Source organism: Thiovibrio frasassiensis (genome assembly GCF_029607905.1).
GTDB classification, from domain to species: Bacteria; Desulfobacterota; Desulfobulbia; order Desulfobulbales; family Desulfurivibrionaceae; genus Thiovibrio; species Thiovibrio frasassiensis.
In genome coordinates, this window is the sequence record NZ_JAPHEH010000001.1 from 2477247 (window position 1) to 2491861 (window position 14615).

General features: G+C 58.6%; 8 protein-coding genes. 5 read left to right on the plus strand and 3 right to left on the minus strand.

Annotation, left to right across the window (positions count from 1 at the left end; translation table 11 throughout):
- Positions 1–29 precede the first annotated feature (29 nt).
- The 5 genes from fdhF (OLX77_RS11625) to OLX77_RS11645 all read left to right on the plus strand — a co-directional run bounded on the left by fdhF (OLX77_RS11625) (position 30) and on the right by OLX77_RS11645 (position 6471).
- On the plus strand, positions 30–2069 hold the full coding sequence (fdhF, locus tag OLX77_RS11625) for a formate dehydrogenase subunit alpha (protein ID WP_307633772.1): 2040 nt from the start codon (positions 30–32) through the stop codon (positions 2067–2069).
- Positions 2070–2083: 14 nt separating this feature from the next.
- A complete protein-coding gene (locus OLX77_RS11630; protein WP_307633773.1) occupies positions 2084–3145 on the plus strand; it encodes a 4Fe-4S dicluster domain-containing protein in 1062 nt (353 codons plus the stop codon).
- A gap of 31 nt (positions 3146–3176) precedes the next feature.
- A complete protein-coding gene (locus OLX77_RS11635) occupies positions 3177–4022 on the plus strand; it encodes an FAD/NAD(P)-binding protein (RefSeq protein ID WP_307633774.1) in 846 nt (281 codons plus the stop codon).
- Between the two features lie 83 nt (positions 4023–4105).
- Positions 4106–4501 (plus strand): hypothetical protein, encoded by a 396-nt coding sequence (locus tag OLX77_RS11640; protein ID WP_307633775.1) that lies wholly within the window; start codon positions 4106–4108, stop codon positions 4499–4501.
- Between the two features lie 542 nt (positions 4502–5043).
- Positions 5044–6471: a methyl-accepting chemotaxis protein gene (locus OLX77_RS11645; protein WP_307633776.1), complete on the plus strand. Its 1428-nt coding sequence runs from the start codon at positions 5044–5046 to the stop codon at positions 6469–6471.
- 113 nt (positions 6472–6584) lie between these two features.
- Here OLX77_RS11645 and OLX77_RS11650 read toward each other — a convergent pair whose 3' ends face one another.
- The 3 genes from OLX77_RS11650 to fdhF (OLX77_RS11660) form a co-directional block, all read right to left on the minus strand.
- Positions 6585–7217 carry a hydrogenase iron-sulfur subunit gene (locus OLX77_RS11650; RefSeq protein WP_307633777.1) on the minus strand — a complete coding sequence of 211 codons (633 nt, stop codon included), beginning with the start codon at positions 7215–7217 and terminating at the stop codon, positions 6585–6587.
- Between the two features lie 13 nt (positions 7218–7230).
- Complete coding sequence (locus OLX77_RS11655) at positions 7231–10284, minus strand: FAD-dependent oxidoreductase (protein WP_307633778.1); 3054 nt, start codon at positions 10282–10284, stop codon at positions 7231–7233.
- Between the two features lie 157 nt (positions 10285–10441).
- Entirely contained in the window at positions 10442–14557 is a 4116-nt protein-coding gene (gene fdhF / locus OLX77_RS11660) for a formate dehydrogenase subunit alpha (protein ID WP_307634077.1), read from the minus strand.
- Positions 14558–14615 lie beyond the last annotated feature (58 nt).

The following is a 14615-nucleotide window of genomic DNA, read 5'->3' on the forward strand; positions in this document are numbered from 1 at the left end:
CCTGCCTGGAACAAACAGGAGAAACGCTGATGGATGATGTGCTGACCACCTGTGTTTACTGCGGCTGCGGCTGCGGTCTTTACCTGCACGTGGAGAAGGACAAGGTCTGCGGCAGCCAGCCCAGCCGGTACCACCCGGTCTCCCGGGGCAACCTCTGCGTCAAGGGCTGGCACATCCATGAATCCGTCAACCATCCCGATCGGCTCACCACCCCGCTGATCCGTAAAAACAACGTACTCACCCCGGCCACCTGGGAAGAGGCCCTGGATTTTACCGCCCAGCAGCTCGGCCGGATCCGCGAGCAGCATACCGGCACCGCCATCGGCGTGCTGGCCTCGGCCAAGTGTACCAACGAGGAGAACTATCTGCTGCAAAAGTTCGCCCGCACCGCGCTTGGCACCAACAACGTGGACCACTGCGCCCGACTCTGACACGCCCCCACGGTGGCAGGTCTTGCCACCACCTTCGGCAGCGGGGCCATGACCAACTCGATCAACGAGATCGAAAACGCCGAGGTGATCCTGGTTTCCGGCTCCAACACCACCGAGGCCCATCCCCAGGTGGCCCGACGGATGCTGGACGCGGTGGACCGGGGCGCCCGGCTGATTGTGATCGATCCGCGCCGCACCCGCTTGGCCGAGTGCGCCCATCTCCATCTGGCGCTAAAGCCCGGCACCGATATCCCGCTCATCAATGCGATGATGCGGGTTCTATTGGACGAGGGGCTGGCCGACGATCTCTTCATCGAGATGCGCACCGAAAACTTCCTCGCCCTGCGCGACATGCTCCACCGCCTGGACCTTGAGGAAACCGCCGAACTCACCGGGGTGGAGCTGCCCCTGATCCGCCAGGCGGCCGAGCTCTACGGGAGAGCCCGCAAGGCGGTGATCTGCTACTGCCTGGGCATCACCCAGCATGTCTGCGGCACCGAAAACGTGCAGACCATCGCCAACCTGGCCATGCTCGCCGGACACATCGAAAAGGAAGACACCGGGGTCGACCCGCTCCGCGGCCAGAACAACGTCCAGGGCGCCTGCGACATGGGGGCGCTGCCCAACATGCTCCCCAGCTACCAGGGCGTACACCACGATGATTTCCGCGACAAGTTCGAACGCGCCTGGGGAGCAACCCTGCCGACAGACCCCGGCCTGACCCTGGTGGAAATGACCCACGGCGGGCCGCAGGGACCGATCCGGGGGATGTACATCATGGGCGAAAACCCCATGCTCAGCGACCCCACCCTGAACAAGGTGGAGGAAACCCTGCGGGGCTTGGATTTTCTGGCGGTGAGCGACATCTTCCTCACCGAAACGGCGCAGCTTGCCCACGTTGTTTTCCCGGCCGCCTGCTTTGCCGAAAAAAGCGGCACCTTCACCAACTCCGAACGCAGGGTGCAGATGGTGCGCCAGGCAACCGAGCCGCCGGGAGAATGCCGGGCTGACAGCGCGATCATCATGGCGCTTTCCACCCGCTTGGGCTATGCGATGGAATACGACTCCAGCGCTGAAGTGATGGAAGAGATCGCCCTGCTCTCCCCCATCTACGGCGGCATCTACCATGACCGTTTGGACCGGAGCTGGGGGTTGCAATGGCCCTGCTGGGACCGCGAACATCCGGGCACCCCTTTTCTGCACAAGTACTATTTTACCCGGGGTCGGGGTCATTTTATGCCCGCCAGCCACACTGCGCCCAGCGAGCTGCCGGACCGGGAATATCCCCTCCTGCTGATGACCGGCCGGATCTACCACCAGTACCACACCGGCACCATGAGCCGTAAAAGCGAACGGTTGAGCAGGGAGTGCGGCCAGGCCGAACTCCAGCTCAACCCGGCGGACGCCAAAACCCTCAGCCTGCGCCAGGGCGAAATGGTGCGGCTCATCTCCCGGCGGGGCGAGATAACCCTCAGGGTCTCCATCACCGAACAGGTGGCTGCCGGGATGGTCTACACCACCTTCCACTTTTCCGAGGCGCCCATCAATCGGCTCACCAACGACGCCTTTGACACCGGCTCCCGCTGCCCGGAGTACAAGGTCTGCGCGGTGCGGGTGGAAAAATCGCAGCTCCTGTAACCCAAGGAAAGCCCATGCCCCACGTATCCGACAATGCCAACAGCCATCTGATAAAAAAAGATCACATGAAGGGCTTCCTGCGCAAGCTGAGCAAGGAGTACCGCCTGGTGGCGCCGGTGCGCAATCGCCATGGCGATGTGCTCTTCACCGTGATCAACGACCTGGACGCGGCGGAGATCGAACTGAACGAACCGCCCCAGAATTCGCTCAAGCAGTTCTTCTTCCCCCAACAGGAACAGCTCTCCACCTATAGCCTCACCGCCAAGGGCTATGCGTTCCACACCACCCAGGAAACCATCCCGCCCACGGTCTACTTCGGGGTGCATTCCTGCGATCTCTCCGCAGTGCTCTACATGGATGTGGTCTTCTCCCGCCGGCAGCGCGATCCCTTCTATCTCCGGCGCCGCCAGAGTTCGGTGCTGATCGGCATCAACTGCAACACCCCTTCTCCGAACTGCTTTTGCAACGCCACCGGCTCCGGGCCCTTTCTTGAGCTGGGCAGCGACCTGCAACTCACCGATCTCGGCGACCGCTTCCTGGTGGAAGTCGGCCGGGCTCCGGGCCATACCCTGCTGCAGCGCTGGGAGCGTTTTTTCTCCCCCTCCACCGACAAGGACCACAGCGGCCGGTATCAGGCCTTTCTTGAGGCGCGCGGCCGCTTCAGCCGCCAGGTCCATGTGGAACAGGCCATCCGACGGCTGGAGGCGGACACAGTGCCGGAGGCGGTCTGGGCAGAACTGTCGCTACGCTGCCAGGACTGCGGCGGCTGCGCCTATCTCTGCCCCACCTGCACCTGCTTCACCATCAGCGACCAGCCGTTCGACGCCACGAGCGGCCAGCGGTTGCGGAGCTGGGACGCCTGCACCTTTGCCGGCTTCACCGGGATGGCCGGGGGCCACAACCCGGTGGAGGCGAAAACCGGGGCCATCCGCCAGCGCTTTACCCACAAGCTCCGCGACGATGTGCGCCAAAATGGCCGCCCGAGCTGTGTGGGCTGCGGCCGCTGCGTGTCCATCTGCTTCGGCGGCACCGACATCGTTCGTTTTGTGGAGCGCGCCTGTCAGGGCAGCCTCTAGCACTTACCCTCAACCCAAGCGGGAAAAAACCATGCCTCAGACCAGCATCGATATCTATCTGCCCCAACAGGCCAGGGTGGAGGAAATCATTGTCGAGAATTCCCAGATCTCCACCTTTGTCCTCTCCTTCAGCGACCGGGCTTACAACAACGGTTTCCGCCACCGGCCAGGCCAGTTCGTCCTTGTCTCCATGCCCCATTGCGGGGAGGCGCCCATTTCGATCTCCTCCCCTTCTACCCGACCCGGAACCATCCACTTGAGCGTCCGCAGGGCCGGCACACTCACCACTGCCATGCACGGGCTCAGGCTGGGCGACACCCTCGGCTTGCGCGGCCCGTATGGACGCCCCTTTCCCATGGAGCAGCTTGCGGGCCAGGATCTGTTGTTCGTGGCCGGCGGCATCGGCCTGGCGCCGCTGCGGGGTGTGCTCAACACCTGTCTGGATCAGCGGGAGCGATACGGCGCCCTCACCGTGCTCTACGGCAGCCGCACCCCCTCGGACATCGCCTTTCAGGCTGACCTTGAACTGTGGCGGGAAAAAGGGGTGGATTGCCGCCTCACCGTGGATGCGACGGAGGCTGGCTGGAGTGGCTCGGTGGGATTGGTCACCGCCCTGCTGGACACCGTGCCCCCGGAGCTGAGCCGAAGCACCGCCTTGCTCTGCGGCCCGCCCCTGATGTTTCGGGCGGTGCTCGGCAAACTGGCCACCATGGGCTTTAGCGACGAACAGGTGCTCACCACCATGGAGCGCCAGATGAAATGCGGAGTGGGCATCTGCCGCCACTGCCACATGGACGGCAAGCTGGCCTGCGTGGACGGACCGGTCTTCAGCCTGGCAGAGCTACGGAAGCTGAAGATCCTGGAACTGGCCGAATGAAAATACTTCCCCCAATAAAATCAGGTTGCTACAATAAAAAGTAAGCCAGTAAACGCGTAACACCATCGAACACAGAGGTCGGCATGCCTGTTACTCTCAGCCACAACCCTCAGAAAAAGATCCTGTATATCACCGTGATTGGTCCTTTGTTATTCGAGGACTTTTTTGCGGCAATGGAACAAATTAGCCACTCGGATGAGTATCCGCCTGACATCCCAACCCTGTGGGATCTACGAGAAACCGACATCCAGGGCTGGGATCAAACTTTTTTAAAAAAAATTCTCCGCACCCGCAAGGAGTATGGCGAACGAATGCATGCGAAGGTGTCTCTCATTGCCTCCAGTGATCTGGCATACGGCATGGGCCGCATGTTTGAAGCGTTATCGCAAGACGCAGCAACTCCCCAGAAGATCATGGTGTTCAGGGACTTTGAGGAAGGGGAAAACTGGCTTCTTGCCCATGATTCCAAGACTGAATAAACCTTCCCCATCCGCTTTTGACAGTTCGTCCTTGAGAGCGCGCCTGCCCAATTCGCAAGATTCCCTTATTTTACGGCCAGGACCTGGATGTTGCTCAAGATGCGGCGCCGTGTTCTTGCTGGATTTCATCTACTGACTCGTCCCTTCTAACGTTCCCATTCTGATCGCAACCGAGGTGTTACCAGGTCCCGTTCCAAAAAGGGGGGGTAACGCCACGGCGCACGCGCTGGCCATCCATCTCCACCCAGGCAACGCCGCACACGCAACCGTGTCGATTCTCCATCTCGATCGCGGAGCGTGTTTTCCCGTGCCGATAGCGGATACGGAAACCCAGCCAAAATTTAAAAATTACATTTCAGAAATCTTTTCCTTTCAAAAACCTACATTATTGAAATATCCAAAAAGGTCACAGACCGTCAAAAATCACAAAAACAACGTGTTAGGGGTTGGCACACATTTTGTTTTTTCAGCTAACAGTTAAATACCCTAAAACCAGCACTCCGTTTGGGGAGAGCACCATAACCCTTTCATCAGGAACCGCCATGACCATAACGCATAAAACCTTTACAAATTATCTCTTTTTTTTCGGGACTGTCCTGCTCATGCAAGTGATCCACTATCTGCAATTTTCTTCTATCATCGGCGCCGATATCTTTTGGCTGCCGAATGACGCCAACGCCTTGCCATCCTTGACTGCTGGCTCGCCCACCATTTCCGCAGGGCTTTTACAAATGCAATTCTCTCTCCTGCTTGGCCTCGGGATAACCCTGCTGACCGGCACAGCAGCGTTCGTGGGCATCAGGAACCCCCTGAAAAAATTTCTCCGCGAAACCTCCAGCACCTTGGACGACATTGCCGGCAAAATGGATGGCACGACCTACCACGTCCGAACCACGAGCTATTCCCTCGCGGATGTGGTTTCTCGAAAAGCCACCGCTCTAACCCAGATGGTTTCTTCCCTTCAAGAGATCGCGGCCAAAACCACAAGCAATGCAGGAGACGCCCAGCAGGCGGACAGCCAGATTCAGGATGTGACTTCAGAAATTGAACTTGCCCAGTCGGTCATGGGCAGATTGAGCCAATCCATGCATGACATATCCTTGGCAAGCAGCGAAGCAAGCCTGGTGATCAGGGAGATAAATTCCATAGCCTTCAAGACCAACCTGCTTGCCCTGAATGCTGCGGTCGAGTCTGCCCGGGCCGGAGAAGCAGGGGCAGGATTTGCGGTGGTGGCGAACGAAGTGCGCAATCTGGCCTTGGAGGCGACCGAATCTTCCCGGAGAACACAGGAAATCCTGGAGACCAATGCCGTCCGGGTCAAGACAGGAGAAGAAACGGCCATTCACGTGGCGAATATCTTTGCGGAAGTGTTTACCCGGATGGCCTCGGCCAAAGGAAAGATCAGCGAAATTGCCCGAGCCTGCGAAGAACAAGCCGCCGACATAGAGCAGGTCAACCAAGCTGCCCTGGAGATGGAAAGCCTCACCGCGGAAAATGAAACAAGCGCCTCCACAACCGCCCAAGCCTCCGAGGAGATCAGCAATCAAAGCGAGGCCATGCGCCACTTCATCGGCGAACTTATCCAGCAGGCGGAAGGAGGAGGCACCGAGGATGCAGGACAACTCTCTCTGATTCGTGGGGAGCTTGTTGCCCTAGCCAACTCCTCCGCCCTGCTCAACGCCGGGCCGCAGCACACCGCCGCACTCACCAGATTTATGGCCGGCCACGAGAGGGTCCAGGCCGTCTACAGCTGCCGCCATGACGGATCTTTCATCTTTTCCAAACCGGCAGCCGGAATCAAGGATGCGCGGGTACGGCCCTGGTGGCAAAAAGCCATGGAGGACGAGGTCTATCTCTCTCCCCTCTACATTTCCGCCATTACGGACAAGCCGTGCCGGACCCTTTCCGCCCCCATCAAGACTGTGGCCGGGGATATTCTCGGCGTAGTGGGGATTGACTTCAGCAACTGAGAGTCGTTGGCCTGCTGCGGCCGGTTTTCTCTGTGCCACGACAAAAAAACGGGAGGTGCGCACTCTGCTCGCACCTCCCGTTGGCATCCCATCTTTTCTACTCATTACCGCGTTTACTTCTTGGCCGCAACCTCCGCCCCACCGCCTTGCAATCCGGCAGTGATGGTTTTCGCCAGCTTGTCTTCGATAACGGCGGTGATCCCCTCCTGGGTAAAAATCGCCTCCTTGCGGATGGTCTTGGTGGCGTTGCCCAGGGCAATCCGCAGCTTGCGGTCGCTCACCAGGGCAAGGGCCTTGTCGATCCGCACCTTCAACTCCTCGGGGCTCAAGCCTTCGGCCTGGCCGATCGGACCAAGCTCCTTGGTCTTCATGGTAAAATCGGTGATCAGTTTGACAAAACGCGGCGCCTCCGCCGCGGAAGCCCACTGCAGACCAAACCTGTCCGGATTGATCCCGACCTCGGCCAGAACCTTTTTCACCAATGCACTCACACCCATCGCGTCGTAATTACCAACCTGGTAATGGCATTCCCCGAGTTGTCAGCCACCGGAGAAGATGGCGTCGGCACCTTCGGCAAAGCCCCGCAGAACAAAGGCCGGATCGAGACGTCCGGTACACATCACCCGGATAGTCCGCAAATTCGGCGGATACTGGTAACGGGAAACCCCGGCACTGTCCGCTGCGGCATAGCAGCACCAGTTGCAGAGAAAACCCAGGATCTTCGGGTTGAAATCTTTCTGACTCATAACCACTACTCCTCTATTGTGCACCAAAGGCGGTGATTTGCGCGTTTATCTGTTCATCGGTGTATCCGCCCATGGAGATGGCAAATACCGGGCAGTGCGAGGCGCAGATGCCGCAGCCCTTGCATGAGGCGGTGATGGTTTCGGCCTTGCGCTTGCCGTTTTCGTCCTTGCCGATCCGGATGGACTGATACGGGCAGAGCGACTCGCACAAGCCGCAGCCGATGCAGGCATCCTTGTCCACGCAGGAGATGGTGGGCTCCACCGAAACAAATCCCTTGCAGAGCGGAATGGAGGCCTTGGCCGCCGCCGCCTGCGCCTGAACGATGATCTCCTCAACCGGCTTGGGCGAATGGGCCAGGCCGCAGACATAGACCCCGCTCACCGGCAGTTCCACCGGGCGCAGCTTGACATGGGCCTCAAGGAAGAACTTGTCTTCGTTCACCGGAATCTTCAAGAGCTTGCTGAGATCCTCGGTCCCTTCGGAAACAATACCGACACTCAAGGCCAGTACCTCGGGGGTCATGGTGACCTCGTCGCGGAGGATCGGATCCTGGAAGGTGACGCTCATCTTCTTGCCGCTGGACTTGAATTTGGGCTTGTTGTCCATGGTGTAGGGGATGAAGACCACCCCTTTTTCCCTGGCCTCGCGGTAAGCGTCTTCGGCAAAGCCGTAGGTGCGCATATCGCGGTAGAGCACCACCACCTGGGAAGCGGGATCAAGCGCTTTGATCTTGAGGGCGTTTTTGACCGCATGGTTACAGCAGACCTTGCTGCAATAGTTGAGATCATCACCCCGGGAACCGGCGCACTGCACCATGACCACCGATTTGGGCGCCGGATTCTTGCCCTTGCCGGAGAGCCGCTGCTCCAGCTCACGCTGGGTAACCACCGTTTCGGAATACTTCACCGGGTTACCCAGCACCACTTCCGGCCGATGTTCGCGGCCGCCGGTGGCGATGATGATCACCCCGTGATCGATGGTGGTTTCCGTGGCTTTCTTGCCCTTGGTGGTGGTAAGCACCGAGCTGAAATTGCCGACAAAGCCGTTGACCAAGGTCATTTCCGTACTGGTCAGCACCTCGATCAACTTGCTCTTTTTCACCTTATCGGTGAGATCGCTCAAGACCGTGGACACCGTATCGCCCTGCAAGGTGTAGGAGAGATGCTGGAGATGGCCGCCAAGCTTCTCTTCCTTTTCGATCACATAGGAATGGAACCCTTGCTCGGCGATGGTCAAAGCGGCGGTAAGTCCTGCCACCCCGCCGCCGAGAATCAGGGCCTTGTTGGTGACCGGCACGGTCTGCTCGGGGAGGGGCTGGATGTGACGGGCCTTGGCAATGCCCATCCGCACCAAATCCTTGGATTTTTGCGTCGCGGCCACGGGCTCGTTGGCATGGACCCAGGAGCAGTGGTCGCGGATATTGACCATCTCAAAAAGACAACGGTTCAGGCCAGCGTCCTTCAGGGTTTCCTGGAAGAGCGGCTCATGGGTTCTCGGGGAACAGGCGGCAATGACCACCCGGTTCAGGTTATGCTCCTTGATCTTGGCCTTAAGCACCTCCTGGGCATCCTGGGAACAGCTGTACAGGCTCTGGGCATGGTAGACCACGCCTTCCATGCCCTCGGTGTACTGCTCGACCGAGGCGACATCCACCACGCTGGAGATGTTGATCCCGCAATGGCAGACAAAGACGCCGATCCGGACCTCTTCGTCCTTGCCGGTTTTCTGTTCCTTGGGATAGGTCTTGTGCACCAACGCCTTGCCGCGATCCTTGGCGATAAGCCCGGCGGCTAAGCCGGCGGCCGCGCTGGACTGGGTGACGCTTTCCGGAATATCCTTGGGACCCTGGAAGGCGCCGGCGACAAAAACGCCCGGCTTGGTGGTGAGCAAGGGAGCAAAGGTCTCGGTCTTGCAGAAATCGTAATGGTTCAAGGCAAAACCGGCAATCTCGCTCAGGTTTTTGGCATCGGCCGGCGCATCGAGGCCCACGGAGAGCACGACGATATCGTAGGGCTCAAAGGAGTGGGTCCCGTCCATGGTGGAGAAGGTAAGCTTGAGATTCTTCTCCCAGGGCATGACATCCGCCACCCGGGCCCGGACAAACCTGATCCCCATGGCCTCCGCCTTCTTCTGGGCGGCATCGAACCCCTTACCCTGGGTCCGCATATCCATGTAGTAGATGGTGATCTCCACCTCGGGGTCATGTTCCTTGGCAACCATGGCCTCCTTGATGGCATACATGCAGCACACCGAAGAGCAATAGCCGTTGTTGCAGCCGAGATCCCGGGAACCCACGCACTGGATAAAGGCGATTTTCTTGGGATGCCTGCGGTCGGAGAGGCATTTGACCTCGCCCTCGAAGGGGCCGGAGGCGCAGAGCAGCCGCTCGAACTCCAGACTGGTCATCACGTCGGGGTGCTGGCCATAACTGTACTTGGCCAGGGTTGCATCAGGGATCCGGCCAAAGCCCGGGGCCATGATCACCGCACCGATCTGCAGCTCTTTTTCCTCCGGCTTCTGGCTGAAATCAATGGCCTTGCTCTGACAGGTGCAGACGCAGATCTGGCAGGTCCCGTGCTTGAGGTACAGACACGCCTCCGGATCAATGAAATAGGTGGCGGGCACGGCCTGGGCATAGTCGATGTGGATCGGCCGCGTAACCGCTAAGCCCTCATTGTATCCATCAACCAGATGCTTGGGGCAATACTTGGTGCACAAGCCGCAGGCCGTACACTTGTCCGCATCGATATAGCGCGGACGCATCCGCAGCTTGGCGGTAAAACTGCCCGGCTTTCCGTCGAGGGAAAGGAAATCAGCGTTGCTCAGAATTTCGATATTGGGAGACCGACCGGCCTCTACCAGCTTAGGCGCGAGTATTCAAAGCGAGCAGTCATTGGTAGGAAAGGTTTTATCCAGCTGGGCCATGGCACCGCCAATGGCTGCAGACTTTTCTACCAGATAGACATAGTAGCCAAGCTCGGTTAAATCAAGGGCCGCCTGGACCCCGGCAATACCGCCGCCGACGACCATGACTGTCCCTGATTTTTTATCTTTTGCTTGTCCCATCGTGTAACTCCACTCAAATTAAAAAAGTTAGGGTCCGTTACGAAAAAGCCAATACCGTGGCCATTCCCTTACGGATCCTTATGCCGATCAAGGCATTCCAATGTTACGTTTATTTTCAAATTTCAGCTTGCTTGCCGCATCGGACCGTTTTAAAAAATCAGTCCGGCAACTCGTCGCCCAACACTTCAACCTTTATGGCGCACAGCTTATACTCAGGCGTTCTGGAAAGACGATCCAGAGCGTCCAGGGTCAACATATTCACCAGCGCCTGCAAATGGTTATAGGTGCTGAAGACCGTGCCCTCCTGGGTCTTGTCGGTGATGATGGCCCGCATCTGCACTGAACCGCGCCGCGAGGTGAGCCGCACCCAATTCTTCTCTTTCAGGCCCAAACGTTGGGCATCGCCAGGATGGACCTCGGCAAAGCATTCCGGGCTGATCTCGTCGATCTCCGGGGTCTTGCCGGTCATGCTGCTGAAGTTATAGCGGGCAATATCGCGGCCGGTGGTAAAGAGCAGCGGATATTCCTCATCGGGCAGCTCCACCGGGGGGATGTAATCCTCGGGGATAAAAAGCCCCTTGCCGCGGGTAAACTTCTCCGTATGCAGCACCGCGGTGCCGGGATGATGCTGGTCCGGTACCGGCCACTGCAGGCCGACCTTTTCCAAGCGCTCGTAGGACAATCCCTTGTACTGGGGCAGCAACTGGCAGATCTCGTCAAAGATCTCCGAAGCGGAATTATAATGCATGGGATAGCCCATCCGCTGGGAAAGCAGGGAGATGATCTGCCAGTCCGGCTTGGCCTCGCCCGGCGGCTCAACCGCCTTGCGAATCCGCTGGACCCTGCGCTCGGTACAGGTGAAGGTGCCGTCCTTTTCCGCATAACAGGCAGCGGGCAAAACCACATCCGCCATCTTCGCGGTATCGGTCAGGAAGAGATCCTGAACCACCAGAAAATCAACCTTTTCCAGGGCGGACTGGACATGGGCGATATTGGCGTCGGCCACGGCCGGGTCTTCCCCGAAGATATAGAGGCCGCGGATATCGCCCTTAAAGACATTTTCCCACACCTCGGTGGCCGGTTTTCCTGGGCGCCGTGGCAGCTTGATGCCCCAATGTTTTTCATACTTGGCAAAAAGATCGTCACCCTCAAGACCGCCATAGCCCGGCAGGGTATTGAACAGGGCGCCCATGTCGCAGGCGCCTTGGACATTGTTCTGACCGCGGAGCGGATTGCAGCCCATACCTTCCTTACCGATCTTGCCGCAGAGCATGGCCAGGTTGGCAATAGATTTCACCCGGTCCGTACCGGTAACATAGTGGGTGATACCCATCCCCCAGAAAGCAGCATGCCTGCCTTCCGCCGCATACATGCGGGCAACCTGACGCAACTGGGCTTCGTTGATGCCGGTGATTTTTTCCACCACCTCAGGCGTATATTTCTTGACCAAGCGGCTGAGTTCGTCAAAATCCTCGGTCCGCTCCTCGACAAACTTCTTATCCCAGAGCCCTTCCTCGAGAATGACCTGCATCATCCCGTTTAAAAAGGCGACGTCGGTCCCCGGCACGATTCGCAGCCAGAGATCGGCCCGCTCGGCCAATTTGGTACGCCGGGGATCAACCACCACCAATTTAGCACCGCGGTCAACGGCCTGGTGAATCCGCAGCCCGATGGTCGGATGGCTGGTGTCCGGGTTGCTGCCGACCATGAAGAAGAGATCTGTTTTCTTTGTATCCGCAATGGAGTTGGTCATTGCGCCGCTGCCGAATGTGAGGGCCAAACTGGCCACCGTGGGAGCGTGTCAGAGTCGGGCACAGTGATCGATATTATTCGTTCCGATCGCTGTCCGCATGAATTTTTGCATCAGATAATTTTCTTCGTTACTGGCCCGGGCGCAACTGAAACCGGAAATGGAATCCGGTCCGTACATGGCCTTGAGGTCGAAGAAACGCTTCGCCACCACATTGAGGGCATCTTCCCAGCTGGTCTCCACCAACTGGGAGCCCCGACGCACCAGGGGTTGGGTCAGACGCTCCTTGTGCTGAACAAAATTATGGCCAAATCTCCCCTTGACGCAGAGGGCGCCATAATTCGGGGCCAGATCCGGATCCGCGGTGACCTCCATCAGGGTATTGCCCTTGACCTTGAGGATGATCTGACAGCCGGCGCCGCAGTAAGGGCAGGTGGAGCGCACCTCGCGGATGGCCTCATTGACCACCGGCACCAGGACGTCTTTCTTGTTCAGCGCTCCGGTGGAACAGTTGTCCACACAGGCTCCGCAGTTGACACAGTTTTCCTTGAATTTAAAGCGCAGCCCCTTGGGACGGCCCTTGTCATCGACATCATCGGCGCTGATTTCCAGGGCATTGTATTCACAGCTGTTCTCGCAGCGCTTGCAGTAGATGCACTTGTTCAGATCCACCAGAATCATGGGATGGTTGATCTTTTCCGTATAGGTCGGCTGTGCCGCCATCCCGGTCCGGCTGGGATCGAGGCCGAAATCCATGGCCAATTGCTTCAAATCACAACGGTCAAAGGCACGACAGCCGCAGGATAGACAACGCTTGGCCTCGGTGATCGCCATCTGTTCCGAAAAGCCGAGTTTGATCTCGCTGAAATCCTGGGTCGCGATCTGGGGCGGACGGGTGGGCATCTTCTCCCGCAGCTTGATGTTGATCCCCTCGAAGTTCCGCAGATCCACATCATCAAACCCCTTCCCCCGGCTGAAGTTGAAACGGCTCTCAGCCACGGTCTTGGTGATGGACATGACCTGGGCATGGATATTATCCGCCGCCCGCCGGGCCGCAACCACGGCCTGGATCACCGAGCGGGGACCGCTGGTCACATCCCCGGCCGCATAGATGCCGGGATGATTGGTCAACGAGGTTCGCGGGTTGGCCTTCACATTACATTTCGGGGTCAATTCCAGAGTGGCTTCGAGCTCGCCGCCCTCGAACTTCTCGCTACAAGCACTCAAGCCTTGGGCAACAATGACCGTATCCGCCTTGATGTTCACTGTGGAGCCGGGGATCGCCTCCGGATAACGGATACCCTTTTCATCGGGCTCGCCGAGCTTCGTCCGGATCAACTGGACGCTGATGCCGTTGTCGGTATCGCTGAAATTCACCGGTGCGGCCATGAGGAGAAACTGCACGCCCTCTTTTTCCGCCACCCGGATGTTGCGCTGGTTGGCGGGCATCTCGGTCTGGGCCCGGGGATAAATGATCGTTACCTGGCCGACTTCCTTACGCAGCAGGGAGCGGGCAACCTCCATGGCCACATTGTTGCCGCCGAAGACCACGGCGGAACGGCCGTAATTGCCGCCCTTGCCTTCGGCCAAGTCGCGCAGGAATTTCGTGGCCGGGATAACCTTGGGCAGAGCACAGCCAGGCACATCAAGGCTTTCATCCACCGGGGTGCCGGTGGCAATGAGGATCGCCTCGTACCCTTGGTCCTTGAGGGATTGCAGGGTGAAATCCTCGCCCCATTTCTGGCTCAAGCGGACATTGATCCCCATGCGCAGGATGGTGCTGATTTCGTAATCAAGCACATCCTGGGGAATCTTGTAGTCGGGGATACCGTAGCGCAGCATGCCGCCAAGCTTGGAGGCTGACTCGAACACCGTGACATCATGGCCTTTGCGCGCCAAATAGTACGCGCCGGTCAGACCGGAAGGCCCGCCGCCGATAACGGCGATCTTTTTGCCGGTGGAGGCATCACGGGGAATACGCAGGTCAATCTTGTGCGCCATGCACCAATCGGCGACAAAACGCTTCAGATGGTTGATGGAGACCGGCTCATCCACCAAAATACGGCGGCAGCGGGTCTCACAAAAACGGGGACAGACCCGACCTACGGAAAAGGGAAAAGGATTGCGCTCCATGACCAGGCGCAGAGCCTCTTCATACTGGCCTTTGGCCACATGGGCGATGTACCCCTGGACATTGATCTGCCCTGGACAGGTGAGATTGCAGGGCGCCTTGCAGTCACCGAAATGGGTCTCCATCAGGAGGGTCATGCGCTCGGCGCGCTTGGCCTGGAGCTCCTTGGATTCGGTGGTGATCTGCATCCCTTCGCCAATCGGGGTTATACAGGAACGCACCGGCGCATCGATCCCATCCACGCTGACCACGCAGAGTTCGCACGGAATATCCGAGGTCCCCTTGTTCACGTAGCACAGGGTCGGGATATGGATATCCGCCCGCTTTGCCGCTTCGAGGATGGTGATCCCTTCTTCGGCAACAATTTCATGACCGTTGATTGTGATATTCATAGCCGGTTCAGTCGGTGTTGAAGGTATAAGGTCAGGATCGAGATGAAAGATTTTCCCC

Coding starts and splice junctions, on each gene's coding strand:
- OLX77_RS11640 (WP_307633775.1), top strand. CDS start 4,106: ATGCCTGTTACTCTCAGCCACAACCCTCAGAAAAAGATCCTGTATATC.
- OLX77_RS11630 (WP_307633773.1), top strand. CDS start 2,084: ATGCCCCACGTATCCGACAATGCCAACAGCCATCTGATAAAAAAAGAT.
- OLX77_RS11645 (WP_307633776.1), top strand. CDS start 5,044: ATGACCATAACGCATAAAACCTTTACAAATTATCTCTTTTTTTTCGGG.
- OLX77_RS11635 (WP_307633774.1), top strand. CDS start 3,177: ATGCCTCAGACCAGCATCGATATCTATCTGCCCCAACAGGCCAGGGTG.